We start from the raw sequence: 25326 nt of genomic DNA, 5'->3' as shown, positions 1-25326 counted from the left end.
CGGGGCGATCCGGGGCCCTTCTTCTGGTGAGCCGGCTGTTAGCCCTTGAAGCCGGCGAAGATCTTGGAGAACTCGAACGCGGTCTGCGCGACGTTGGTGCACTGGAACAGCGCGCCGTTGCAGGCGTTCTTGTCCCGCTGCATCTCCCAGAAGGAGACGAAGCCGATGTGGTTGGCGTTGGCGAACGTGACAACGTCCTTGGCGTCGCTCTGGCTGAACGTGCCGTTGTCGTCGTTCTTGCCGATCATCGGGGTGACGCCGACCATCTTGAAGGCCGCCGCGTCACTGTTGCCGTAGAGCGACTTGATCTGGTTCTTGGTGGACGTGATCGCCTGGATCGCCAGGTCGCCGTAGTCCTGGCCGGAGCGGCCGTAGTCCATCGCCATGATGTTGACCAGGTCCAGGTCGACGCCGGCCGACTTGGCCGACGTGATCACGTTCAGGCCGTCCGCGGTCAGGCCCTCCGGCAGCACCGGGAGGGTCAGCGAGATCTTCAGACCCGGGTTCGCCTTCTGCAGCGCCGCGAGGGCGGTCGACCGGCGGGTGATCGAGGCGGTGTCGGCCGAGGCCGCGCCCTCGATGTCGAGGTCGATGTACTTCAGCTGGTACGCGTCCACCACGGCCTGGTACTCGGCCTGCAGCGCGCTGGTCGAGGTGCAGGCCTGGGCCAGCTCGACGCCGGTCGCGCCACCGAAGGAGACCTTCACGTCGCCACCGGCCGCGCGGACCGCGCTGATCTGGTCGGCGAACTGCTTGGCCCGCGGGTCGAACGCGCCGAACCAGCTGGCCTTGCAGCCGGCCGCAGTCACGAACGCCAGGCTGAACGACTTGACGTTGCCACCGGTGCCCAGGGCGGAGAGCGTGCCGCCGTTGGAGAGAACACCCATGTCGACGTACGGGGCGACCAGCACGCCGCCGCCCGTACCGGTGCCGGGGTTGGCCGTGGCGGTCGCGGTCGGTGACGCGGTCGCGGTCTTGGTCGGCGCGACGGTGGCGGTCTTGGTGGGCGCGACCGTCGCGGTCTTGGTGGGCGCGACGGTGGCGGTCTTGGTGGGCGCGACCGTCGCGGTGGCAGTGGGTGCGGTGGTCACCACGCCGCCGGCGGTGCAGGACGCGCCGTTGATCGTGCAGCTCGTCGGGTCGCCTTTGCCGTTGACCACGAAGCCGAAGGAGATCGTGCCGCCGGCCGCGATGGTGCCGTTCCAGCCGGCGTTCTTCGCGGTCTCGACGTTGCCGCTGGTGGTGACGGTGGCGTCCCACGAGGTGCTGAGCTTCGCCGAGGCGGGCAGGCCGAAGACCAGCTGCCAGCCGTTCACCGCGGCGCCGGTGCCGTTCTGGATCGTGTAGTGCGCCTGGTAGCCGGTGCCCCAGTCGCTGTCCTTGGTGAAGCTGGCGGTGAGGCTGCCCGTGCCACCGGTGGTGGCAGCGACCGCCGCGCCGATGCCACCACCGACCGCGAGGACCGCGGCCGTGGAGTAGATGGCGAGCCGCAGACGGCTGCGTTGCATGGAAGGACTCCGATCACCGGGGAAGACGACGGAGCGATTGTTGCGCCGAAGCGTCTTAACGGTCTCCGGCAGCAGCCTTAAAGATCCTTAAAAGCCGTGCGGTGACCGTCCGGTCACCGGGTCGCCAGGCCGCCGATGAGCAGGGCCAGCTGCCGGCGCCACGCGTACGGGTCGGTGGCGTGCCGGTTGACCCCGGCGTTCGCCATCATCACCAGCCACAGGTCGTGCCGGGTGAAGTCGGGGCGCAGCCGCCCGGCCCGCTGCGCGCGGACCAGCACGTCGACCGCGCGCCGCTGGGCGGTGGCCCGCAGCGCGGACAGCCGTTCGTCGTCGTCGAACATCGTGGTCACCAGCAGCTCGGCCAGGCCCCGGTCGGTGGCCTGCAGCTCACAGACCCGGGTCAGGTAGCCGACGAACGCGGCCCACGGATCGGGGTGCTCGCAGGCCTGGTCGGCGAGGTGGACCGCGGCCGTCATGTGGATCGCGAAGACCTCGGCGATCAGGTGCCGGCGGCTGGGGAAACGGCGGTACAGGGTGGCGTTGCCCACGCCGGCGCGGCGGGCGATCTCGTCCAGCGAGGCGTCCAGGCCCTGCTCCGCGAAGACCTCGCGAGCGGCGGAGAGCAGGGCCGCTCGGTTTCGGCGGGCATCCGCACGCAGCCGGGTGGCCATACGACGAAGAATACGACGTTCCGGCGGTAAACCCGTCAGGCGGTGCTACGGTCGCCCCGATCATGACCAATGGTTCAAGGGATGCGGCGATGCAACAGACTTCGATCGACGTTCCGGCCGCGGACGGCCTCTCCGACGCGTACTTCGTCAAGCCGGACGGGCCCGGGCCGTACCCGGGGATTTTGATGTTCATGGACGCCTTCGGTGTCCGCCCGCGGCTGCGCGAGATGGCCGACCGGGTGGCCGAGCGCGGGTACGCGGTACTGCTCCCCAACCTGTTCTATCGCAGTCAGCGCAGCCCCATCGTGGACCCGGCGGTGCTCACCGACGAGAAGGAGCGCGGCGCGGCGTTCGCGAAGCTGGGCCCGATGATGCAGGAGCTCACGCCGGAGAGGGTGGTCGCGGACGCCACGGCGTACCTGGACTTCCTCGCCGCGCAGGACGGTGTCGCGGCCGGTCCGGCCGGGATCTTCGGCTACTGCATGGGCGGGATGAACGCGCTCCGGGTGATCTCGGCGCTGCCGGACCGGGTGTCGGTGCTGGGCAGTTTCCACGCCGGCCGGGTGGTCGGCGACCAGCCGGACAGCCCGCACCGGGGCGTCGGGTCGATCACCGGTGAGGTCTATTTCGGACACGCCGACAACGACAGCTCGATGACGCCGGAGCAGATCGCGGAGCTGGAAGCCGCGCTGGCCGACGCCGGGGTGAAGTACACGTCCGAGGTGTACGAGGGTGCGCCGCACGGGTTCACCATGTCCGACACGGCGATGCACCACCCGGAGGGCGAGCAGCGGCACTGGGCGGCACTGTTCGCGCTGCTGGACCGGGCGTTCTAGTTGGCGTAGAGGCCGGGGAAGTACCTGTCGATCGCGGTGACGTCGTAGACGTGGCGCACCTCGGTGATCAGGTTCTGCTCGACCGCGAGGAGTTCGACGAGCTGCGCTGAGCCGAACGGCCCGATCAGGTCGTAGATCAGCGCGGCGCCGTCGATCGCGTCGGTCCGCGCGGTCAGCTCCACCCGGTCGGCGAACGCGGCGATCCGGTGCAGCACCTGGAGCATCTCCTCGTCGTCGACCGGCGCGTCCAGGTTCCACTCCACCTCGACGTGCGGGGTGAGCAGCCGGCGGGCGGCGGTCAGATCGTCCGAGGTCCAGGACCGGACCCAGAAGTCCACCACGTCCACGTCTGTCTCCTTGGTAGTGAAGAAGGCCGCCGCTGCGGAAAACGGCAACGGCGGCCTGCGAGCGGCGAACGGGGTCAGCCGTTCAGCACCGACTCGGCGCTCACGAACGTGTAGCCGGCCGCCTTGATCCCGGTGACCAGGTCCTTCAGGTGGTCGGTGCCGAGGTACGAGTGGTAGAAGCAGCTCGCCACGCCGTCCCGCACGACCAGGTTCCGCTGGGCCGACGCGATGATGTCGGCGGGCAACCGCACCGGATGGTTGTTGAACGGCTCGATCTCGACATTACCGACATTCTCCGGTACGACCACCGAGCCGTACACGTCCCGCACCGGGTACGGGAAGAACTGCCCGAACTGGCGGGTGTAGTCGAACTTGGCGCCGGTCAGCACACCCGGGAAGTACAGGCCCCGGTCGTACCGCTTGCCGAACAGCGCGTTGACCGCCTGGTAGTCGAGCGCGCTCGCGGCGTAGTGCGGGAACTCGAAGATCTTCGGAGCGCCCAGCCCGGTGGCCACGAAGATCGCGCCGGAGGCGACCATCCGGCTGGTGGCCCAGGCCGTGGAGTCCTCGGCGACCGGCCCGTCGTAGATCACGCTGTCCGCCGCGTCGACGTGCGCCTTGTAGAACTCGAAGTCGTTCGCGCTGACCCCGTCGTACGGGTTGGCCACCGCGCCGTACTGGTGGGTGTACCCGTGCATGATCAGCGTGCCGCCCTTGGCCTGCATGTACTTCAGCGCGGCGAGCACCTTCGGCTTCGACGCCAGCGTGTAGTCCTGCGCCTTGCCGTTGTTCTGCACACCCTTGGGGTCCCGGAAGCGCGGGTAGACCGCGACGCTGAACGGCACGTTCTGCGCGGACAGGTAGTCGGCGACCGCCTTGAGCCCGTCCGGGTCGGCGTCCGGCCCGACGTCCTCGATCCGGATCAGGGCCCGGTGCCGCTCGGTCGTGCCGCCGCCCAGCGAGTCGAAGAGCAGGTCGGCGAAGGCCAGGTAGCGGTCGTCGTGGGTGACGTAGGCGAACGGGATCTCACCGACGTAGGTGAGGTTCCCGGACTTGACCGCCCACGGGAAGCTGGTGCCGTCCGGGCGGACCGCGGTGGCCAGCGTGGTGACCTTGGTGCTGTCGCTGATCGCCAGGTTCATGATCCCGGACTTGTTGTCGGTGCTCCGGGTCAGCTTCCGGCCCTTGTACCCGACCTCGGTGATCTCGGCGAAGTCGAACGCGCCGCTGGCGAAGCCGTACTTCGCGGTGAACCCGGCGACCGCGGCCAGCTGCCAGATGTTGTCGTAGACCCAGGTGACCGACTTGCTGGTGGCGATCACGTCGGTGAGGAACGCGGCCGGCAGCGGCTCGTCGTAGGTGGAGCCCAGGTAGACCACGGCGGTGTAGGCGTTCAGGTCGCCGGACTTGTACTTGGCCACCGGTGCGGCGGTCCACGAGCCGAAGCGCGAGCTCAGGTTCGCCGTCTGGGTCGCGTAGACCTCGCCGAGCCAGCCGTAGTCGCCCGTGGTGTCGTACAGAACAAGGGTTTTGGCGGACCCGGAGCCGGGACCACCCTTGCCGGTCCGGCCGGCCGAGGTGATGGGTGTGGTGACCGCGGCGTCGGCCTCGACCGATCGGAAACCGACACCGGCAGCGACCGCGATGGCCGCAGCCGCGCCGCCACCGGCGATCAGGGAGCGTCGAGTGACCTTGGAAGTACGCATCAGGCGTCGACTCCGATCTCGGTGGCGGACTGCAGCACGGGCATGGCTTCGGGGGACGGCGCGAGGCCGAGGAGGGCCGCGGTGGCCTGCGCGGTGCGGGCGGCGGCACGACCATCGCCGTACGGGTTACCGCCGGACGTCATCGCGTCCCGTCGGAGCCGGCTGTCCAGCAGCGCGGACGCCTCGGCGACGATCAGCGCGGGATCCGAGCCGACCAGCTTGGCGCATCCGGCGTCCAGCGACTCGACCCGCTCGGTGACGTCCCGCAGCACCAGCGCCGGGACGCCGAACGACGGCGCCTCCTCCTGGATCCCACCCGAATCGGTGAGCACCAGGTACGCCTCGGAGAGCAGCCGGGACAGGTCCGGGTACGGCAGCGGATCGGTCACGGTGACCCGCTCCACGCCGGCCAGCGCCGCGTCCACCTGGGCCCGGACCGCCGGGTTGGGGTGACTGGGCAGCACCACGTCGATGTCCGGGTAACGGGCGATCAGCTCCTTGACCGCGCCCAGGATCCGGTCCAGCGGCTCGCCCCAGGACTCGCGGCGGTGCGCGGTGACCAGCACCAGGCGGTTCGTGCTGGTGGCCCGGGCGGCGACGGCGGGGTTCTCGTACGGCAGGCCCCGGGCGGCGACCGCGAGCGTCGCGTCGACAACGGTGTTGCCGGTGACCAGCACGTCGCTCGCGGCGATCTTCTCGTCCAGCAGGTTCATCGCGGCCAGCGGGGTGGGCGCCAGGTGCAGCGAGGCGACCTGGGCGACCAGTCGGCGGTTGCCCTCCTCGGGGAACGGCGACGCCAGGTCACCGGAGCGCAGGCCGGCCTCCAGGTGCACCACCGGGATCCGGCGCCAGAACGCGGCGAGCGCGCCGGCCAGGCTGGTGGTGGTGTCGCCCTGGACGATCACGGCGGCCGGGGTGCGTACCGACCACAGCTCGTCGAGCTGCTGGACCATCGCGGTGAGCAGCTCGGCCTGGGTGCCGGTGTGACGCTCGACGGTGAGGGTGATGTCCGGTTCCAGGTCGAACGCGGCGAGCGCCTGGGTCACCATCGTCGGATGCTGGCCGCTGGCCAGCAGGATCGGGCGGAGCAGGCCGGCCTCGCGGAAGGCGAGAACGACCGGAGCGAGCTTGACGGCCTCGGGACGGGTGCCGCCGATCAGATGGACTTCGCGAAGGGACATCGGGGGGAGCCTTCCTTCACTTTCACGTACCGGGCCTGCGGGATCAGGCGGTCTGGAGGGCGAGGGGTTCCTCGACCAGGCGTTCGGTCTTGGCCCAGGCCTGCTTGCCGCTCAGTTGGCGGCCCAGCGCCCGGTAGGTGGCGGTCAGGCCGAGCAGCAGGAAGGCCGGGTAGGCCAGGGCGGCGAGCAGCATCCGGGACATCGACTCGTCCGCACGCTTGGCCCGGTGCACCAGCACCCAGACCAGGCCCGGGAACGTGGTGACAGCTGCCCAGATGCCGACGCTCGCGCCCAACGCCCACCAAGTCGGCAGAATCGGCAGCGGGTGCCCGATCATGAGGCCGATGGCGCCGACGGTTCCGGAGAGCGAGAGCAGGACCGCGACGATCGCGTTGATCCACGGCGAGACCAGGTAGTGCAGGATCTCGACCAGCGAGGTGCGCGCGATGTTGCCGGACGCGAAGAGCGAGCCGAGGTAGCGGGCACACTGCAGGTTGCCCTGCGCCCAGCGGGTGCGCTGCCGGGTGAGCCGCTTGATGTCCACCACCGCCTGCTGGGTGACCGAGGCCCGCGAGGTGTATCGGATCGAGACGCCCTGCAGGTGCATCCGCAGGCCCAGCTCCATGTCCTCGACCAGGCAGTTCGACCAGGGCGCGGTGCCCAGCGAGATCAGTGTGGAGAGCCGGCTGAACTGGCCGTTGCCGCCGAGGCCGACGGTGTTCAGCGCGTCCCGCATGTTCTGGCAGGCGTCGACGATCGCGCCGAACTCCAGGTCCTGCACCGCGCCGAGGAGCTTGTTGCGGTTGCGGATGCGTACCTGCACCTGGACGGCGCCGACCTTGGTGTCGCCCATCAGCCGGCCGACCTCGACCAGGATGTTGTCGCTGCCCTGGCCGTCGCCGTCGATGATGCCGAGCACGACCCGGTTGGCCGGGATGCCCTCCTGCTCGCTGCGGTGGGCGATGTAGCGGTACGCCGCGTTCAGCGCCTCACCCTTGCCCTGCCGGGCGTGCGGCAGCTCGCGACGCATCACGTGCAGGCGATCGTGGTCGATGGCGGCGAGGACCTCGGGGGTGCGGTCGTCCGAGCCGTCGTCGACGACGAGCACCCGGGTCAGCGTGCCGCCGGGGCCGCGCAGGCCGAGTGCCGCCTTCACCGTGTTGGCGACCACGGCTTCCTCGTTGAGGGCCGGCACGATGATCCAGAAGTAGCCCGGTTTGCCGCCGCCGCTGGCCAGCGCCTTGTTGACGACCTTGGCCCGGTGCGTTCCGCCGTACCTGACCGCGAACCAGACCAGGATGACGGTGGAGAGCGGCCAGGCCAGCAGGATCGCGTAGCCCGCGACCGCGATGAACCAGCCGTCTGATGCCGACATCGTGTGCCCCCATGCTTGTCACTGATCGCCAGATCCCGGTCGTTCTCCCGGACGTAATAGGACAATATGGCGCTACTCAGCGTGACTCAACATCGATGGGCCGCCTGTCGGTGCAAATCGCCCGAAAAGGCTATGTCAGACATCTCAGACGCCTCGGGGCTGCCGAAACCGGGCGTGCGGCAGCCACCTCGCGGCGCCGGTCGGCCGTCTCGGGGTGTGCTCAGATGACTGCGGAGAGTAACTGTCGGTGCGTACGAAAAAGGCGGCCGCCGCAGCGACCGCCTCTCGTCACGAGGAACTCAGTCCCCGGAGTTGTCCAGCAGGTTGGGGTGACTGCGCAGCATCGCGGCCAGTCGCCGGGCGGCCTGCTCGGTCTCCTCCGGCGGACCCGCCTGGAACGGGACCGGGTTCGACGGCGGCTCCTGGAAAGCGGCCGGCTCGGCGTGCGGCGGAGGCGTCGGCCCGAACGTGTGCCGCTGCTGCTGCGGCGGCACCGGGGGCGGCGCGTAGGCGGTCGGCGGCACCGGCGGTGGCGCATACGCCGCCGGTGGTGGTGGTGGCTGCGACGGTGCGACGAACGGGCGTTCCGCGGTGGGCGGCTCGGCGTAGTCGTAGTCGTAGTCGGTCGGGCCGAACCGATCCTGATCGTCGTGGCTGCCGCGGGGCGGCGGCTCCGGATCGTCGACGTTGATCTCGAAATCGGCGTGCGCCGACCCGGCCTCGTCGGCCCGGCCGGTCACCGAGCGATCCGCCCGGACCTGCACGGTGCCGTCCGCGAACGCGAAGTGCAGCAGCACCGGATCACCGGCGCCCTCGACCCCGACGGTGACGCCGAGGCTCGGATGCCGGGCGACCACGCCGGCGATCGCCTCGACCAGTTCGGTCACCTCCGGCGGAGTGCCCGGAGTCTCGCCGGTCGTCGCCCGCCGCCGAAGCTCGTCACGGCGGGCCAGTTTGCTGAGCGCGTCATCCAGTCCGCCTCGCACGTCCACCGTCCTCATCCCTCGCACGGTCGCCCGGTATCCCTACTCTGCCCTCTTATCGGCAAGATTGGGAATGACGTGATCCGGGCGACCCGCCGCACACCCTACGACTTCATCCGGATGGCCTTGTCGAGAGCCTGGTCGAGAACGACGAGCAGGGCATCCCGGACAGAACCGCGGAAACGAGCGTCGTACGAGATGATCGGGACATCCTCGCGAACCGCGAGCGCCCAGCGCACCTCGTCGAGGCTGTAACCCATCTGGCCGTTGAAGGTGTTGACGCCGACCACGAACGGAAGACCGGCCCGTTCGAAGTAGTCGACCGCTGGATAACAATCGTCGATGCGGTTGGTGTCCACCACGACCAGCGCGCCCAGGGCGCCCTTCACCAGGTCGTCCCACATGAAGGCGAACCGGGTCTGTCCCGGCGTGCCGAAGATGTAGAGCTTCAGCGTCTGATCGATGGTCAGCACGCCGAAGTCCATGGCGATGGTGGTGGTCGTCTTCATGGTGGCTTGACCGGGGTTGTCGATGCCGACCGACTCGGAGGTCATCTCGGCCTCGGTGGTCAGCGGCGAAATCTCCGAGATGGCGCCGACGGTCGTCGTCTTACCCACCCCGAAGCCGCCGGCCACGATGATCTTTACCGGGACGGGCGCCTTTTTGGGCGCGGCGCCGCCCGGTATCCGCGCGGTTCCGACGACGCGGTTAGCTGATGGATCGAAGTCCACGGATCACTCGCATGATGGTCTCGGGGTCAGGGGTGTCGTTTTCCAGCACCTGAACGTCAACCTGGCCGGCGGCGCGCAGGTCGCCGATGAGGATCTGGGTGACGCCCAGGTGCAGGCGCAGGCGTGCGGAGATCTCGGCTATCGAAGTCGGGCTCTCCTCGAGGAGAGACACGATCGCCCTGGTTTCCGGTGAAAGCCGTGACGGTGGTGCACCAGGCACCATCGTCACCTGAGTCTCCATACCGATGTCGGGGTCGCCTCCATCGGTACGCCCGGCCGTGATGACGAACGGGCGCAGAGTGTTGGTCTGTGTCGGCTCGACCGGCGGCTGTTCCCCGGTAGGGGTGTAACCACCGATCGAGTGCTTAGGACCGGATTGCAGGAACGGCCGGACTCCGGGGCGCGCCGGAGCTACCGGTTCGTCGGGGTCCGGGTAGCTCATTGCTGAACGGCGTTCTTAAGTTCGGCGATGAGGCGCGGGCTCAGGGCGCCACCGGCCCGGGTGGCGAAGAGAGTCATCTCGTACGCCAGGGTTCCCAGGTTCGCGGTCCGGTCGGCGATGACGCCGAGCACCGAGCCGGCGCTGATCGCGGTGACCAGCAGATAGCCGTCGGCCATGTCGATGATGACGCGGTTCAGGGCGCCCAGCCGGTACCAGCTCGCGGCGCCGCCGGACAGGCTGGTGAGGCCGGACACGACGGCCGCGAGACGCTCGGCGTTCGGGCGGTCCTTGATCGCGGACATGGCCATCAGGAGGCCGTCCGAGGAGACGGCGATGGCTTCGATGACGCCCGCTGTACCGGACGTGAACGAGTCAAGCAGCCAGTTGAAGGTTTTGGCTTCGGCGCTGAGCTGACTTTGCGCGGTGGGGTATGGGGAAGTCATCGCGGTTGTCCCTCGGGTTGTGGCTGAGTTTCATTCAGTGCGAGTGCGACGCCGTACTCGAACTGATCCATCAGTGCTCGGGCCTGCTCTGGGTCCATCAGGGTCGGCGCGGGCGGAAGGATCGGTTGGTGCGGCTCGCTCGGCAGGGTTGCCCCCGGCACTCGGCGAGTCAGCCCTGCGCCACCGCCGAACGACGGAGGCGAGGCCGGTGCAGCTGCCGGAGCGGGGGCATCCCACTGCTGCGACCGGGCCGGCTCAGGTGCCGGGACGTTCCACTGCGGAGTCGTCTCGGGCGCCGGCGCGTTCCACTGCGGTGCCGCTTCGGGAGCCGGCACGTTCCACTGCGGTGCTGCTTCCGGGGCCGGGACGTTCCACTGCGTCGGGGCCGGCTCCGGAACATTCCACTGCGTTCCGGACGGTTCGGGGACGTTCCACTGGGTCCCCGCCGGTTCCGGCACATTCCACTGCGGTGCGGCTGCCTCGGCCGGAGCCGGGGTGTTCCACTGCCCGCCGTTGAAGTCCGGGGCCGGCAGTGAGGTGCTGGTGTCGTGCGCCCGGGTGACGCCGGCCTCGAACGCGTCGAACGCGGCTCGGGCGGCCAGTGCGTCGTCCTGCGACGGCGCCGCGGCGTGCTGCTTGGGACCGGAGTCCACCGGCAGCTGGGTACCCGGCACCCGGCGCCGCAGCGGCTTGTTGCCGCTGCTGTTCGGCGGAGCCGGTACCGGCTCCTGAGCGACCGGCTCGGGAGCCGGAGCCGGGGTGTTCCAGACCGGCTCGGCCGGCTGCTGCGGTGCGTTCCAGGACGGCTCGGCCGGCTGCTGCGGTGCGTTCCACGACGGCTCGGCCGGCTGCTGCGGCGTGTTCCAGGACGGCTCGGCCGGTTGCGCGGAGTTGCGGGCCGGTTCGGCCGGGGCCGGGACGTTCCAGTTGGTCTCGGCCGGGGCCGGGGTGTTCCAGACCGGTGCGGCCGACGCCGAGGGCGCGGTGTTCCAGTTGGTCTCCGACGGCTGCGGTGCGTTCCAGGACGGCGCGGCCGGCAGAGCCAGCTCGTTGCCACCCCAGGCACCCTGACCGGCGGCGGGCAACTCGGGCAGGGCGGCCGGCACGCGGCCGGCGACCGGGATGCCGCTGTTGTACGCGTGCGCCGGATCCGGCTGACGGTACGGCGAGCTCGGCTCCTGGTACGCCACCCCCGGCGAGTACACCTGCTCGGCGTCGTAGACCGGCTGACCGGCGTACGGGTCGTCGAGGACCGGCGCGGGGCCGGAGCCGCCGAACGCGTTCCAGGACGGCACCGAGGACAGCGTGTGGGCAGCCCGGCCCACCACGTTCGGGTCGAACGGCTGCTGGCTGCCCGGAACCGTACGGATCGAGGTGCTGGCGATCGCCACCTCGGCGGTGTTGCCCCGCAGCGCGTTGCTGAGCTGCGCCGACATCGGCTCGCGCTGCATCGGGATCTGCGGCATCGCCGGAGCGGCCGGCACGGCCGGAGCACTCGGCACGGCCAGGGTCTCGACCCGGGCGATCAGGTGCTGCGGGCTGAGGTCGACCCACGCGGTGACGCCACCGTCCGGGGTGTCGGTCAGGGTGATCTCGATGTCGTGCCGGCGGGCGAGCCGGCCGACCACGAACAGGCCGAGCACCTCGGTGGGTGCCAGGTCGAGGCGCTCACGACGGGTCAGCCGGGCGTTCTCCTCGGCCAGCCGCTCCGGGGTGAGGCCCAGGCCGCGGTCGATGATCGCGAGGCGGGCGCCGCCGCGCAGCTCCTCGGCGCTGACCGTGACGTTGGTGTGCGGCGGGGAGAACGTCGTCGAGTTCTCCAGCAGCTCGGCGAGGAGCAGCGTGAGGTCGGCCAGCACGGCCGGCACCACGATGATCTCCTCGGGCACCTCCACGTCGACACGGGTGTAGTCCTCGATCTCACCGAGGGCGAGACGGACGACGTCGGAGAGCGGCAGCGGGGCCATGTGTTCGTTGGCGCCGGCGCCACCGGAGAGCACGACCAGCGCGGACGCGTTCCGGCGCAGACGGCTGGACATGTGGTCCAGTCGGTACAGCTCGCGGAGGCGGTCGCTGTCGGTCTCGCGGCGCTCCAGACCGTCGATCAGGGACAGCTGACGACCGACCAGGTTCTGGGTACGCCGGCCGACGTGGCCGAACATCTGCGCGACGTTACGGCGGCCGAGCACCTGGCGCTCCACCAGCCGGGCGGCGGTGGTCTGCACCCGGTCGAACGCTCGGGCCAGGTCACCGATCTCGTCCTGGGCCTCGACGTCGACCGGGTCGAGGCGGATCGGGCGAACCGCCGCCTCACCCTCGTCGTCGGCGACTCGTTCGAGCTCGGCCTCGGCGGCGCGGGCGATGCGGTCGGCCGAGACGGTCAGACGCCGCAGCGGCCGGGCGACCGCGCGGGCCATGAAGATGCTCAGCGTGATCACCAGGAACAGCAGCACGACGGTGGCGCCACCGACCAGCAGTGCCTGCTGGATGGCGCTGGACCGGTTGGCGTTGACCGCGTTGTCCACGTCCTTGGCGACGCGCTTCTCGACGAAGCCACCGAGGACCATGACGGAGTTCAGCGACGGGAACAGCGTCTTGGCGTTCAGGGTGCCCAGCGCGTTGGCCGGGTTGATCGCCAGCTGGGTGGTGAACTCCGCGCCCACCCGGGACTGGAACGCGTCCTGGGTGCTCAGGTAGAGCTTGTACTGCGAGTCGGTGAAGTACGGCTTCGACTGCGTGATGATCGACTGGATCTGGCTGAACGACTGGCTGAACAGGCCCAGCAGCTGCTGGGCGCTCGCCTGAACCGTCGGGTTCTTGGACTTGATCAGGGCCGCGCCGGTGGCCAGGTAACAGGACGCCTGGCTGATCAGGTCGTCGGACAGCATGGCGCGCTCCAGAGCGAACACCTGCTGGCCGACCTCGGTGGTCAGGTCGGCGTGGGTGGACAGCCCCAGACCGTCGATGATCGGCGTGATCACGTTGGTGAAGTCCGTGACGATCTCGACCGGGTCGGTGAGCCGGTTCAGCACGTTCTGCCGGGTGCTGTTCAGCTTGGTGGCCAGGATGACCGACCGGCGCAGCGTGGACGGCAGGGTGATGTCGTCTTCGAGGAGCTCGGCCACGCTCTCGGCGGCCTCGGCGCTCTGCACGACCAGGGTCGCCTCGTCCACCAGGCCGAGCGAGAAACCGACGGAGAGCAGCCGCTCCTCCTGGAGTTCCAGGACCGCGGTGCTGACCCGGGTGGCCAACTGGACCGTGTTCGACGTGTCCTGCGCGGTGGTCGCGGCCTGGGTACGGTTGTAGATGATCGGCACGGTCAGAGCGAGAACACCGAGCAACGGTACGAGTACCAGCAGGGCGAGCTTGCCCAGGATGCGGAACTTACCGAAGAGCACCGGAACGCTCCCGCCCGCCGCCGTAGTTCGGGGTCTCGCCGTACGGCGGCGCCGAGTCGTACGGGTTGCCGCCACCGTAGGGGTTGCCGCCCTGGTTGCCGTTGTTGCCGGCGGACTGCACCGAGACGTCTCGGGTGGGCTCGCCGATGTTCAGCGAGTTCTGCGCCTCGCGGCCCCGGGTCCGGGTCCAGAACGCGCCGACCACGATCAGCGCGATCGCAACGCCGAACAGGCCGAACGCCTCGATCCGCTTGTAGGTCAGGCTGTCCATCCGGTCCTCGAGCAGGCTGGAGATCTCCTTGAGCACCACGCCGGACAGCGCGCTCAGCGCGGTCTGCAGGGTGGACTGCGCGGTCACCAGGGTCGACGCGTTCGGCTTCGCGCCGATCGGGGCGCCACGGTTGGCGGCCTCGATCCCGCGGCGGAACGAGTCGAGGTTGCTGACCAGGTTGCCGCTGAGCGTGTCGCTGCTGGTGTCGGCGGCCGCCGCCTGCAGGTTGTCGGTGAGCGTGTCGGTGCTCTCCTGGACCTTCTGCGACTGGTAGCCGAGCAGCGTGATCAGGGTCTGCTGCTGTGCCTTGGTCTTGGCGCCCGCGGTCATCGACGCGCGGTCGGCCATCCGGCTGACCGCGGTGACAGCGGTCGGCATGTCGAACGCGGCGGCCTGCTGCAGGAACCAGATGTCGCTCTCCGGGTCACGGTTCAGGGTCGAGTTCTCCCGGACCGTGTCGTACAGCGCGAGCGTGAGGTCAGCGGCCTCGATGTGCTTCTGGATGATCGCTTCCGAGGTACCGGTGACCTTGGGGAGCTTGGCGATCTTGTCCTTCAGATCGGCCCAGCGGGTCTTGGTACCGAGGTCGTCGCCGTAGCGCTCGTCGACACCCTGCACGCGGGACACCGCCGCGGTCACCGAGGCCGGCTCCGTGGCGACGCCCTGCAGGGACGAGGACTGCGACTCGGCGAGGGCCGTGATCAGCGACGACATCGCGGAGAGGTACTCGACGCCGTCCAGTTCCAGCTGGGTGTTGTCGCGCTGCTTCGAGTTTTCTTGCAGGACCCGCAGGAACAGGCCTGCGGCCGGCAGCAGGACAAGCGCCGTCAGCACCACCGCAAGGGCGGAGCGTAAACGGGTTCGCCGGCTGTTCACCGAGACTGACATTGCTTTCGTCCTCCGCCATGCACACACGCGATGGGCCATTGGGGGGCTACCGACTGTAGCCATGCGGGCGCACCGATCTGGGTCAATCTATCCGAGAAAACCTCAAGAAACCCCTTTCCAAGGGTCAGAGTTCGCTCGGACGATCGGGGGATACGCAGCACTGCCGGCCGCGCTGTACCCGCACTGTGGAGGGCTTTGCGTGCCCTGTGGTGCGGGTGTTTTCAACGGCGTGACAAGTGCCGGGCAGATGGTATCGGTATCCAAGCCGAGACGTGAATATGAGTTTTACTTCGGATTCGTTACGTCTTGGGTGCAGTGGTATCCACGCAAAGTGTTAACCCAATTACGGAATGGAGTATCCATACCGTGGGTGAGTGATCCACCACAAAAAAATAGGCCTCTCCGTCCCTTTCGATACGGAGAGGCCTGAATGACTCAAATCCTGGCGAGTGCCTTCCGGAGCGGATCCAGGCCGAGCGCGCCGAGGTTGAGCGCGTCCCGGTGGAACGTCTTGAGGTCGAAGTCACTTCCCTTGCGCTGGCGGGCCTCATCCCTTGCCTGCAACCAGATCCGCTCGCCGACCTTGTACGACGGAGCCTGCCCCGGCCACCCCAGATAGCGCTTCCACTCGAACCGGAGCACCTCCTCGGCCACCCGGGTGTGCTGCCGCAGGAACTCCCAGCCCAGCTCGGGTGTCCAACGCTCGCCCGGGTGGAAGCCGAACGGGTTGTCCCGCGGGATTTCCAGCTCGAGGTGCATGCCGATGTCGACGATCACCCGGGACGCCCGGAGTGCCTGCGCGTCCAGCATGCCGAGCCGGTCACCCGGATCGGTCAGGTAACCCAGGTCGTCCATCAGGCGCTCGGCGTACAGCGCCCAGCCCTCGCCGTGCCCGGAGCACCAGGCCAGCAGCCGCTGCCAGCGGTTCAGCGTGCCGGCCCGGAGCAGCGCCTGGCTGACCTGCAGGTGATGGCCGGGCACTCCCTCGTGGAAGACCGTGGTCACCTCGCGCCAGGTGGAGAACGTGGTCTGCCCCTCCGGCACCGCCCACCACATCCGTCCCGGGCGGGAGAAGTCCTCGCTCGGACCGGTGTAGTAGATGCCGCCGTCGCTGGTCGGGGTGAGGCAGCACTCGAGCTTGAGCGCCGGCGCCTCGATGTCGAAGTGGACGCCGTTCAGCTCGCTGATCGCCCGGTCGGAGAGCGCCTGCATCCAGTCCCGGAAGCGCTCCTTGCCGGGGATGTTGCGGGCCGGGTCGGCGTCCAGCGCGGCCACCGCCTCGTCGACGGTGGTGCCCCGCCCGCCGATCGCCGCGGAGACCACCTGCATCTCCCGCTCCAGCCGGTGCAGCTCCTCGAAACCCCAGAGGTACGTCTCCTGCTGGTCGACCTTCGCGCCGAGGAAGTACTGGGAGGCCAGGGCGTACCGCTCCGGCCCGGCGGCCTCCTTGTCCCGGCCCCGGGGCGCCAGCTCGTCGCGCAGGAACCGGCCGAAGTCCGAGGTGGCGGTGGTCGCCGCGGCGGCGCCCCGGTTCAGCTCGGTGGCGAGCGCGCCGGAGGCCTCGAGCCGGCCGGCCAGCCCGGTGAAGAAGCTGTCCCGCTTGGTGTCGGTCCACGCGTCGCACTGCTCGGCGACCGCCAGCAGCTGGGCCCGGGCGCTGACCACGCCCCGGTCGGCGCCGTCCAGCAGGGTGCGGCGGTACTGCTCGAGTGCGACCGGGAACGCGTTCAGCCGGGCCGCGATGTTGGCCACCGCCTGCTCGCCCTCGGTCGGCATCCCGTCGAACGCCATCCGCAGCTCGTGCAGGGCGCTGAAGATCACGTTGACGTCGGTGGCGGTGTACCCGGCATCGGCCCGGGCGATTTCCAGGCCCAGCCGCTCCATCATGGCGTCCTTGGCGACCTGCTCGTGTTCGTGCTCAGGCTCGAGGACGTCGAGCTCGTTGACGGTGCGGCGGGTCAGCTCCGCCCGGGCCGCGTAGCCGTCCGGTGAGAGGTCATCGGTCTTGTCGTCGTAACCCGAGATGCCGACGGCGGTGGCGCCGATCGGGGTCAGCTCGGCCCAGTCATCGACATAGCGGTTCGCGAGTTCGTCAATTTGTCCCACCGCCCGACCCTATGGGATGCCCGGCTCGGTGAGCTCGCCCATTTCAGCCGTGCGAGCCGGTCCACGCCAGCAGGCGATCGGCGGGCCAGGTGTTCACCACCCGGTCGGCGGACACCCCGCAGAGCGCCGCCCGCTCGCAGCCGTTGCCCAGCCAGTCCAGCTGCCCCGGTGCGTGCGCGTCGGTGTCGATGCTGAACCGGCAGCCGGCCTCGACCGCGACGGTCAGCATCCGCTTCGGCGGGTCCAGCCGGTCCGGCCGCGAATTGATCTCCACGGCCTTGTCCTGCTCGACGCACGCGGCCAGCACCTTCTCCAGGTCGAAGGTGCTCGGCGGGCGGGTCCTGGCGGTCCGGTGCGCGGCGTCGCCGGCGCCGGCCGCGGCCACCTTGCGGCCGGTCATGTGTCCGAGCACGTCCAGGTGCGGGTTGGCGATCGCGGCCAGCATCCGCCGGGTCATCCGGGCCGAGTCGTCGCGCAGCTTGCTGTGCACCGAGCCGACCACCACGTCCAGCCGGGCCAGCAGCTCGTCCTCCTGATCGAGCGAGCCGTCGTCGAGGATGTCGACCTCGATGCCGGTCAGGATCCGGAAACCGTCGGGCAGCTGCTCGTTCAGCTTCGCCACGTGGTCGAGCTGGCGGCGCAGCCGGTCGGCGGTCAGGCCGCGGGCCACGGTGAGCCGCGGCGAGTGGTCGGTGAGCACGAAGTACTCGTGCCCGAGCTCGGCCGCGGCCAGCGCCATCTCCTCGATCGGCGACCCGCCGTCCGACCAGTCCGAGTGCACGTGCAGGTCACCGCGCAGCGCCGCACGCAGCGCGGCCGCCTCGGCCGGCAGGTCGGTGCCCTTGGTGCTGAGCAGCCGTCGCAGGTAGACCGGCTCCTCGCCGGCCAGCGACTCGGTCACGCAGCGGGCGGTCACCTCGCCGACCCCGGCCAGCTTGGCCAGGGTGCCCGCCCCGGCACGCTCGGCGAGCTCGGCGTGCGGGACCTTGGCCACGGCCGCGGCCGCCGACCGGAACGCCTTCACCCGGTAGGTCGCCTCGTTCGCCCGCTCCAGCAGAAACGCGATGCGCCGCAGATCGGCGACCGGATCACGGGATGCCATACGACCAAGACTAAGCGTGAGGAGTCGCCGGAACGGGGTTGCCCGGCAAAGATTCACATCGGTATGTTCCCTGCGCTGCCGGGTGGGACCGGTGGCATCTCAGGGGAGAACAACGCGATGTCCACTGCGCTGCGCGCGGTTATCTCGGTCGTCATGCTGGCCGGTTTCTATCTACTCGGACTTGTTCAGCTGGCCCTGGTCGGCTGGTTGATCTATGAGATCTGGCAGCACCTGCACGGTGCGGGCGCGGCCAAGCTCAGCTATCTGCTGCTCGCCGCGGTCGGCGCGGTGCTGGCCGGTCTGTGGCGGGCGGTCCGGGCCAAGCCCGGTGACCCGCACGGCCTGATCGTCACCCCGGACCAGGCGCCACAGCTGTGGCAGCAGGTCCGTGAGCTGGCCGCCGAGGTGGGCACCCGGGCGCCGGACGAGATCCGCATCGTTCCCGAGGTGAACGCCGCGGTCAGCGAGGACACCAAGCTGCTCGGACTGATCGGCGGGGTGCGCCGGCTCTACATCGGCATGCCGTTGCTGCAGACGTTCACCGTCGACCAGCTCCGCTCGGTGCTCGCGCACGAGCTCGGGCACTACTCCGGCTCGCACACCCGGCTCGCGGGGGTCGCCTACCGGGGTCGTCTGGCCATGCACGAGACCCTCGGCGGTGTCGGCAACTGGAACGTCTTCGGCTGGGTCTTCAAGGCGTACGGCTGGCTCTACCAGCTGGTCAGCAACGCGGTGGCGCGCCGGCAGGAGCTCGAGGCCGACCTGGCCTCGGTCCGGGTGGCCGGTGTCGACGCGGCGGTCTCCTCGATGCGGGAGCTGCCGGTGGTCGACGCGGCCTGGGACTTCTACTTCGGGCGGTACATCGCGTACGGCTGGGAGCTCGGCTACGCGCCCGACGACGTGTTCGGCGGCTTCGCCAAGCTCTACCAGGCCCGCGCGGACGAGCTGGCCCGGATGCGCGAGGAGGAACCGGACGACGAGACGTCGCGCTGGGACACCCACCCGGCGATCTCCGAGCGGATCGCCGCGATGCGGGCCGCGCCGCGGACCGCGCACGCCGTCGACGGCCGGTCGGCGACCGCGCTGATGCCCACCGTGGAAGCGGCCGGGATGGCACTGCAGCGGGAGGTCGTCGACTTCGGCACCCGGACCGTGCTGCCCTGGGAGGACTTCACCGCCGCGTCGATGACCCTGGTCCTGCAGAACCGCGCCGACCGGGTGTTCCGCAGCGCGGCCCGGATCGCCGGTCTCCCGGTGGCCGGTCTGGCCGAGGTGTTCGGCCTGGTCGAGGCGGGCCGGCTCGGTGAGCTGGCGGCCGAGTTCTTCCCGCAGTCGACCCGCAGGGAGGCGGCCGCCGAGTTCGCCGACGTGATGGCGACGCTGCTCGGGCTGGCCGCGGTGCGCTCCGGCCAGGCCGGCTGGCAGCACTCCTGGTCGAAGCCGGCCGTGCTGGCCGACCGGAACGGCGAACCTGTCGACTTCACCGAGATCGCCAAGCTGGCGGTCGCGCCGGAGACCGTCGGCGAGGCCCGGGCCCGGCTGGCCGAGCAGGGCGTGCAGGTGGAGGCCGTGCAGGTGGTGCAGACCCGGGCCACCGGGCAGGGCGCCGACGTGCTCGGCGCGATGCCGAACGTCAAGATGGACGGCGCCGAACACGCCGACCTGATCCTGCTCAGCAAGGGTTTTGTGGTGGTGCCGGCGCCGAAGTCGACCGACGACGGCGAGAAGCGGGTGGCCGCGCTGCTGAGCGGCACGTCACCGGCCGAGCTGACCGCCCGGTACCGCTTCATCGCGTTCGAGGACATCTCCACCGTGCGGATCGACCGGGAGGTGCCGGTGAACACGACCCTGCTGCTGCACGGCGGGCAGACGGTCGGCATCCAGGAGCGCTGGACGTCCGACAAGGTCGGCAAGAGCGACGACGTCTTCCGCGAGATCCTCATCAAGTTGCGCGATCGCGGGGATCAGTAACCTTTCAGGCATGCGGACGATCGACTGGGTGGACGGCGCTGTTGAGATCATCGATCAGACGGCGCTGCCCGGTGACCTGCGGGTGCTCCGGCTGCACACGGTCGGTGAGCTGATCGCGGCGATCCAGTCGCTGGCGGTACGCGGTGCCCCGGCCCTCGGTGTGGCCGGGGCGTTCGGCGTGGCTCTCGCGGCCCGGGTGCACGGGGACGACCCGGCGGCGCTGCACAACGCCATACGAAAAATTGAAACCGCAAGGCCGACGGCGGTGAATCTGGCCCGCGGCGCGCAACGTGCCGCCCACCTGTTGTCCTCGGGCCCGGAGGCGGTGCTGGCCGAGGCCTGCGTGATCCGGGACGAGGAGATCGCGGCGTCGGCGGCGATGGCGTCGCTCGGCGCCGACCTGGTCCTGCAGCTGTGCGGAGAACGGCCGCGGCTGCTGACCCACTGCAACACCGGCGGGCTGGCCGCGGTGACCGTCGGCACCGCGCTCGGCGTGGTCGGCGAGCTGCACCGGCGCGGTGCCCTGGCCGGGGTGATCGCCAGCGAGACCCGGCCGCTGCTGCAGGGCGCGCGGCTGACCTCGTGGGAGCTCACCCGCGCAGGGATCGAGCACCGGGTCGCGGTGGACTCGGCCGGACCGTTCCTGATGGCCCGCGGCGAGGTGGACGCGGTGATCCTCGGCGCCGACCGGATCTGCGCCAACGGCGACGTGATCAACAAGATCGGTACCTTCTCGCACGCGCTCGGCGCCCACCGGGCCGGGATCCCGTTCCTGGTGGTGGCCCCGGAGTCGACTGTCGACACGGCTACACCGACCGGCGGGCACGTGGAGATCGAGGACCGCGGCGCGGCCGAGGTGACCGCGTGGAGCGACGCGGTCAACCCGGCCTTCGACGTGACCCCCTACGACCTGGTGACCGCGATCGTCACCGACCGCCGGGTGATCCGCGTCGATCGGGGCGAGAAGCCCTAGCTCGGCTTGCTCCAGGGCTTGAGCCACGGGGTCTCCGGCCAGCCCTCGGCCGCGGCCATCAGCGGGAACGCGGTGCCGCCGTCCACGCTCTCCCGGATGATGTCGGCGTGCCCGGTGTGCCGCGCGGTCTCCTGGATCAGGTGCAGCAGGATCCAGCGCAGCGTGAAGTGATCGAGGTCGGGGCGGTTCCACGGCACCGAGTGGTCGACCGGGATCGAGAAGTTCAGGTCACCGATCTCGGCGACGGTCTTCTCGGTCTCCTCGGCGATCCGGTCGTAGCGCGCGAACACCTCGTCGATCGTCTCGCCGTCGGCCAGGGCGAAATTCTGCTGGTACGCCGCGAAGTCCGCCTTCTGCTCCTCGCCGCGCACCGTGCCGAGCCAGTTCTCCTCGGTCGACGCGCAATGCTTGATCAGGCCGCCGACGCTGAGCGGGCTGGCGCTCGGAGCGGCCCGGAGCTGCTCCGGGGTGAGCCCGTACGCGGTCAGCTTGAGCACGTGACGCATCTGGGTGAGGTAACCGAGCAGGCCCTCCTGCTCGTTGCTGATGGGTCCGACCTGACCGGGCATCTTCGGCTCCTGTGAGTCGCGGGTTTCGCTGTCAGGAACCACGCTAGGAGGAGTAGCGGTCAGATTCTGGCCGCATTGTCAGAATGTCGTCCGTGCCGATCCCGGTCACCCAGCCACCGGCCCGGCCCAGCTCCAGCAGCGTCCGCGCGGCCGGCCCGGTCAGCACCCCCGGCACCCCCGGCTTCGGCGGCCAGTCGCGCCGCAGCTCACCGGCGCGCTCCAGCGCGGGGATCAGCGCCCGCACCGGGTCCGGGCTCTCCAGATCCCGGAGCATCGCCTCGAGATCGCCGATCACCTGGCGCAGCTCGCGGGCCACCTCGGTCGCGTTGCCCCCGCACATCGCGGCGGTCAGCTCGGCGCGGGTGCCGGCCACCCGGGAGCCGTCCCGGAACGACCCGGCCGCCAGGGCCTCGTTCAGCGGGCTGCCCAGCTTGCCGGCCAGCGCGGCGGCCAGCAGGTGCGGGACGTGGCTGATCGACGCGACCGCGTTGTCGTGCTCGGCCGCGGTGATCGGCAGCACCCGGGCGCCCAGCCCGGTGTAGAGCCGGGCCAACGTCAGCCAGTCGGCCAGGTCGGTGCCGTGCGGCTCCACGCAGAGCACCCACACGCAGCCGGTGAACAGCTCCGAGTCGGCGGCGGCGAACCCGGACGCCTCGGTGCCGGCCATCGGATGGCCACCGACGAAGCGGCGCACCCGGTGTTCCTCGGCGAGCGCCCGGACCGGCGACTTCACCGACGTCACGTCGGTCACCAGACCGTCGTACCCGGCAAGGTCGGCGAGGACTTTCGGCAGGACCGGCAACGGTACGGCCAGTGCCGCCACGTCGGTCCCGTCCACGGCGGCCGGGGCGGAGCCGAGCACCCGGTAGCCGGCCGCCCGGGCCAGCTCCCGGGTCGCCGGGTCAGCGTCGTACCCGATCACCTCGTGGCCGGCCGCCGCGAGTGCCCGCAGCAGCGAGCCGCCGATGAGTCCGAGTCCGATGACCGCGATGCGCACGTACTGGTTATAGACGGCGGGGGGCCCGCGCGTCGGCGCGGGCCCCCCGGAAATCCGTCGAGTCGATCAGGCCTTGCAGTTGTTCTTCTTCTTCCACGCCTTCACGGCCGCGACCGGGCTCTTCTGGTTGCCCTTGCGCCACGACGCCAGGTACGAGTACGGCCACACCACGCCGCGCCGCACCTTCCAGTCGCCGACCTTCTTGCAGCCCGGCGAGATGCCGTAGTGCAGGTGGCAGACACCGCTCGCGTTGCCGGTGTGCCCCACCTTGCCGAGCAGCTGACCGGTCTTGACCCGGACGCCCTTCTTGATGCCCTTGGTCACCGACTTGAGGTGCGAGCCGTAGTAGCGGACACCGTCGTCACCGAGGATCGACACGAACAGGCCGCCGTTGTACGGCCCGTCCTTCATGCCCTTCTTGTAGCGGTCCTTGAGGCTGATCTCCAGGACCACGCCGTTGGTGGTGGCCACGAACTTGGAGCCGCAGGCCGCGAAGATGTCGGTGGCCTTGTAACCCGAGTGGGTCTTGTGCCACGAGACGGTCTTGGCGGCGACCGGGAAGGCGTACTTCTTGGCCTTCGCGGCAGCGGCCACGGCCACCTTGGTGGTGGTGAGCGTCGAAGTGGCGGCCGCCTTGACCGGCGCCGCGGTGTCGGCGGTTGAGACCGACCCGCCGACGGCGCTGCAGCCGGACAGGAACACGGCCGCGATCGTCAAACCTGAGAGGGTACGGAGTAAACGCACCGCGACATCCTGGCAGACGAGCCGGTTTCGCGCAGACCCGCGCCGATGTCCGGCCGGATACGCTGCAGGAGTCGTGGCGTGGTTGTGGTGGACCGAAAGGATCGAGATGGCCGACCGGCAGATCACCTGGCCCGCGCCCGCCCCCGCGCCGGTCCCCGAGCCCCCGCTGAATTTCCTCGCTGGGCTCCCGCCCCGCCCGGTCTACCGCGAGCCGCACCCGATCGGCGCCGCCCCGGTGCTCAGCGGCCTCGCCGCCGGCGCGGTGTGGCTGATCCTGTTCGGCAGCCTCGGCCGTGACCTGGTGTCGTACGCCTGGTGGACGATCGCCGCGGCGGTCTCCGCCTGGCTGGTCGCCCTGGTCCTGACCCTGATCGGGGACCGTGGCGTGGCGGCCGGGGTGGCCATCGTGAGCGGGATCGGCCTGTCCGTCGCCCTGGGCTTCGTGACCGCCCGCTGGGTGGACACGTACGACTTCCCCCTGTGGTGACCAGCGTGTTCCGGCCACGCTCCGGAAGGTGTTGATCGCCCTGCGCACGGGTGTGCCCGAAGTGCGGATCGACTCTTGACGAACGCCGGGCGGCTCGGCACTCTCGGCACCATGGCCTCCTCACGGCAGTGGCTCGACGCTTCACTGCAGCGGCTCGACGCGTCACGGCAGCGGATCGAAGCCTCGGCGCAGCGGCTGGACGCGTCACGGCAACGGCTGGACGCTTCCCTGGAGCGGCTCGACGTGGATCGGTGCCGCCGGCGTCTGGAAATCCTGGCGGCGGTCGCTCGCGCCAAATCGGTGCGGGTGTCGGCGCCGCCACAGCGGGTGCGGGGCATGCGCCTGCGCGAGCTGATCGCCACCCGTCGTCGTACCGTTAACTGATCTCTCTCGGACACATGCAGTGATCTCGCTGTAGATAAGGGCGTGGCGCGCCGCACCTGCCGCCCCACCCGCTACCGTCAGGGCGCTGAGGATAAGAACCGCGTTGGGGGAATCGTGTCGATTTTCGCTGCCGCTGTCGCCCGCGGGAAGAATGGGTGGACTGCGTCGGAGCTGGACCTTTCTGGCCTGGCTGACATCGACGAGGTGGTGGATGCGCTCCGGGATGCCGAGCCGGATGCCGAGCTGGCGTTGTTGTTCGTCGAGAGCGACGACGAATACCTCTCGATCCTGCGTCTGGACGAGGGTGAGGACCTGCGGGTCTTCGGGTCCGACTCGGGTTTCGCCGAGGAGTCGCGGATCGGATCGGTGCTGCTCGGTGAGGTTGAGGCGCCGGCCGTCGACACCGACGACCTGCTCGATCACGACGATGCCGACCAGGCCGACGACGACGACGAGGACGACCGCCCGGCGGCCGACCCGGACGCCGATCCGATCGGTGACGCCGAGCTGCTGAACGACCTCGGGGTGACCGCGCAACGCCTGCTGGCGCTGTGCGGGATGGAGGGCATGCTGCCGTCCGACATCACCGCCGAGATCTGTCAGAAGGTCGGGTGTGGGGACGAGATGGAGGAGCTGCGCGAGGCGTGATTCGTCGCGAGCGGCATGAGGGGTGGATGCGGCGGGCTCTGTCGGTCGCGTCCACCTCGCCGCAAGACGTGCCGGTTGGCGCGATCATTCTCGGACCGGACGGCACCGAGCTGGCCGCGGCCGGCAACGAGCGGGAGCTGACCGGCGATCCGACCGCGCACGCCGAGGTGCTGGCGCTGCGCCGGGCCGCCGCGTCGGTCGGCGAGTGGCGCCTGGAGGGCTGCACGCTGGTGGTCACGCTGGAGCCGTGCACGATGTGCGCCGGCGCGCTGGTGCTGGCCCGGATCTCGACGCTGGTGTTCGGCGCGTGGGAGCCGAAGACCGGTGCGGTCGGTTCCCTCTGGGACGTGGTTCGCGACCGGCGGCTCAACCACCAACCCGAGGTCTACGCCGGGGTCCTGGAGGACGAGTGCGCCAGGTTGCTGCGGGGTTTCTTCCGCTAAACCCTATTTGGTACGAATGACGAGTGCTCGCCCGTAGGCTACGAGCCGAGTCCCGCCCGTGAGGCCGCCGCGAGGCCGCGCCCGGTCCAGGCCGCGGCCGCGCTCCCACCCACGTTGGGGTT

24 protein-coding genes are annotated in these 25326 nt (G+C 70.0%); 7 read left to right on the top strand and 17 right to left on the bottom strand.

Annotated elements, in window-relative coordinates:
* Positions 1 to 38 precede the first annotated feature (38 nt).
* Both Apa02nite_RS26175 and Apa02nite_RS26170 read right to left on the bottom strand, forming a co-directional pair.
* Positions 39 to 1508, bottom strand: coding sequence for a cellulose binding domain-containing protein (locus Apa02nite_RS26175; protein WP_203827316.1), 1470 nt, complete (start codon positions 1506 to 1508; stop codon positions 39 to 41).
* A gap of 113 nt (positions 1509 to 1621) precedes the next feature.
* A complete protein-coding gene (locus tag Apa02nite_RS26170) occupies positions 1622 to 2179 on the bottom strand; it encodes a TetR/AcrR family transcriptional regulator (protein ID WP_067690783.1) in 558 nt (185 codons plus the stop codon).
* Between the two features lie 89 nt (positions 2180 to 2268).
* Between Apa02nite_RS26170 and Apa02nite_RS26165 the strand changes: the two genes are divergently transcribed.
* Positions 2269 to 3015 carry a dienelactone hydrolase family protein gene (locus tag Apa02nite_RS26165; protein WP_203827315.1) on the top strand — a complete coding sequence of 249 codons (747 nt, stop codon included), beginning with the start codon at positions 2269 to 2271 and terminating at the stop codon, positions 3013 to 3015.
* Here Apa02nite_RS26165 and Apa02nite_RS26160 read toward each other — a convergent pair.
* The 12 genes from Apa02nite_RS26160 to Apa02nite_RS26105 form a co-directional block, all read right to left on the bottom strand.
* Entirely contained in the window at positions 3012 to 3362 is a 351-nt protein-coding gene (locus tag Apa02nite_RS26160; protein WP_203827314.1) for a hypothetical protein, read from the bottom strand. The two genes, Apa02nite_RS26165 and Apa02nite_RS26160, sit on opposite strands and share 4 nt — an antisense overlap.
* 74 nt (positions 3363 to 3436) lie before the next feature.
* Entirely contained in the window at positions 3437 to 5068 is a 1632-nt protein-coding gene (locus Apa02nite_RS26155) for a DUF2334 domain-containing protein (RefSeq protein WP_203827313.1), read from the bottom strand.
* Positions 5068 to 6249, bottom strand: a complete 1182-nt coding sequence (gene wecB / locus Apa02nite_RS26150; protein ID WP_203827312.1) for a non-hydrolyzing UDP-N-acetylglucosamine 2-epimerase — start codon at positions 6247 to 6249, stop codon at positions 5068 to 5070. The genes Apa02nite_RS26155 and wecB overlap by 1 nt, the downstream gene beginning before the upstream one ends.
* A gap of 43 nt (positions 6250 to 6292) precedes the next feature.
* Positions 6293 to 7624 (bottom strand): glycosyltransferase, encoded by a 1332-nt coding sequence (locus Apa02nite_RS26145; protein WP_203827311.1) that lies wholly within the window; start codon positions 7622 to 7624, stop codon positions 6293 to 6295.
* A 299-nt stretch (positions 7625 to 7923) separates the two neighbouring features.
* The gene (locus Apa02nite_RS26140; protein ID WP_203827310.1) at positions 7924 to 8625 is read right to left on the bottom strand and encodes a hypothetical protein; all 702 of its coding nucleotides are present in this window, start codon (positions 8623 to 8625) and stop codon (positions 7924 to 7926) included.
* 86 nt (positions 8626 to 8711) lie between these two features.
* The gene (locus Apa02nite_RS26135) at positions 8712 to 9338 is read right to left on the bottom strand and encodes a GTP-binding protein (protein ID WP_198170799.1); all 627 of its coding nucleotides are present in this window, start codon (positions 9336 to 9338) and stop codon (positions 8712 to 8714) included.
* Positions 9316 to 9780, bottom strand: a complete 465-nt coding sequence (locus Apa02nite_RS26130) for a DUF742 domain-containing protein (RefSeq protein WP_083971303.1) — start codon at positions 9778 to 9780, stop codon at positions 9316 to 9318. The genes Apa02nite_RS26135 and Apa02nite_RS26130 overlap by 23 nt, the downstream gene beginning before the upstream one ends.
* Positions 9777 to 10223 carry a roadblock/LC7 domain-containing protein gene (locus Apa02nite_RS26125; RefSeq protein WP_067690804.1) on the bottom strand — a complete coding sequence of 149 codons (447 nt, stop codon included), beginning with the start codon at positions 10221 to 10223 and terminating at the stop codon, positions 9777 to 9779. Before Apa02nite_RS26125 ends, Apa02nite_RS26130 begins: the two co-directional genes overlap by 4 nt.
* Entirely contained in the window at positions 10220 to 13621 is a 3402-nt protein-coding gene (locus Apa02nite_RS26120; RefSeq protein ID WP_203827309.1) for a HAMP domain-containing sensor histidine kinase, read from the bottom strand. The genes Apa02nite_RS26125 and Apa02nite_RS26120 overlap by 4 nt, the downstream gene beginning before the upstream one ends.
* Positions 13608 to 14726 (bottom strand): hypothetical protein, encoded by a 1119-nt coding sequence (locus tag Apa02nite_RS26115; RefSeq protein ID WP_232344142.1) that lies wholly within the window; start codon positions 14724 to 14726, stop codon positions 13608 to 13610. Before Apa02nite_RS26115 ends, Apa02nite_RS26120 begins: the two co-directional genes overlap by 14 nt.
* A 489-nt stretch (positions 14727 to 15215) precedes the next feature.
* A complete protein-coding gene (locus Apa02nite_RS26110) occupies positions 15216 to 16886 on the bottom strand; it encodes a DUF885 domain-containing protein (protein WP_203827308.1) in 1671 nt (556 codons plus the stop codon).
* A 43-nt stretch (positions 16887 to 16929) separates the two neighbouring features.
* A complete protein-coding gene (locus tag Apa02nite_RS26105) occupies positions 16930 to 17988 on the bottom strand; it encodes a PHP domain-containing protein (protein ID WP_203827307.1) in 1059 nt (352 codons plus the stop codon).
* 117 nt (positions 17989 to 18105) lie between these two features.
* On the opposite strand from Apa02nite_RS26105, the gene Apa02nite_RS26100 reads away from it, so the two are divergent.
* Together Apa02nite_RS26100 and mtnA are read left to right on the top strand one after the other, a co-directional pair.
* Positions 18106 to 19959: a M48 family metallopeptidase gene (locus tag Apa02nite_RS26100; protein ID WP_203827306.1), complete on the top strand. Its 1854-nt coding sequence runs from the start codon at positions 18106 to 18108 to the stop codon at positions 19957 to 19959.
* Between the two features lie 10 nt (positions 19960 to 19969).
* Complete coding sequence (mtnA, locus tag Apa02nite_RS26095; RefSeq protein WP_203827305.1) at positions 19970 to 20932, top strand: S-methyl-5-thioribose-1-phosphate isomerase; 963 nt, start codon at positions 19970 to 19972, stop codon at positions 20930 to 20932.
* On the opposite strand, the gene Apa02nite_RS26090 is transcribed toward mtnA, so the two are convergent.
* The 3 genes from Apa02nite_RS26090 to Apa02nite_RS26080 all read right to left on the bottom strand — a co-directional run bounded on the left by Apa02nite_RS26090 (position 20929) and on the right by Apa02nite_RS26080 (position 23215).
* Complete coding sequence (locus Apa02nite_RS26090) at positions 20929 to 21501, bottom strand: DinB family protein (protein ID WP_203827304.1); 573 nt, start codon at positions 21499 to 21501, stop codon at positions 20929 to 20931. The genes mtnA and Apa02nite_RS26090 overlap by 4 nt on opposite strands.
* Before the next feature lie 43 nt (positions 21502 to 21544).
* Entirely contained in the window at positions 21545 to 22498 is a 954-nt protein-coding gene (locus tag Apa02nite_RS26085) for a prephenate dehydrogenase (protein ID WP_203827303.1), read from the bottom strand.
* Between the two features lie 66 nt (positions 22499 to 22564).
* Positions 22565 to 23215, bottom strand: coding sequence for a M23 family metallopeptidase (locus Apa02nite_RS26080; RefSeq protein ID WP_232344144.1), 651 nt, complete (start codon positions 23213 to 23215; stop codon positions 22565 to 22567).
* A 133-nt stretch (positions 23216 to 23348) separates the two neighbouring features.
* Between Apa02nite_RS26080 and Apa02nite_RS26075 the strand changes: the two genes are divergently transcribed.
* The 4 genes from Apa02nite_RS26075 (at position 23349) to Apa02nite_RS26060 (ending at position 25204) form a co-directional block, all read left to right on the top strand.
* Positions 23349 to 23729 carry a hypothetical protein gene (locus tag Apa02nite_RS26075; RefSeq protein ID WP_239164571.1) on the top strand — a complete coding sequence of 127 codons (381 nt, stop codon included), beginning with the start codon at positions 23349 to 23351 and terminating at the stop codon, positions 23727 to 23729.
* Between the two features lie 75 nt (positions 23730 to 23804).
* Complete coding sequence (locus Apa02nite_RS26070) at positions 23805 to 24113, top strand: hypothetical protein (RefSeq protein WP_203827341.1); 309 nt, start codon at positions 23805 to 23807, stop codon at positions 24111 to 24113.
* A gap of 114 nt (positions 24114 to 24227) precedes the next feature.
* Positions 24228 to 24761: a tRNA adenosine deaminase-associated protein gene (locus tag Apa02nite_RS26065; RefSeq protein ID WP_203827337.1), complete on the top strand. Its 534-nt coding sequence runs from the start codon at positions 24228 to 24230 to the stop codon at positions 24759 to 24761.
* A gap of 26 nt (positions 24762 to 24787) precedes the next feature.
* Positions 24788 to 25204, top strand: a complete 417-nt coding sequence (locus tag Apa02nite_RS26060) for a nucleoside deaminase (RefSeq protein WP_067690841.1) — start codon at positions 24788 to 24790, stop codon at positions 25202 to 25204.
* The last annotated feature ends 122 nt before the right edge of the window (positions 25205 to 25326 follow it).

Source organism: Actinoplanes palleronii, from assembly GCF_016862315.1.
Classification (GTDB): domain Bacteria; phylum Actinomycetota; class Actinomycetes; order Mycobacteriales; family Micromonosporaceae; genus Actinoplanes; species Actinoplanes palleronii.
The sequence above is the reverse complement of the archived record's forward strand: the minus strand, read 5'-3'. Positions and strand labels throughout refer to the sequence as shown.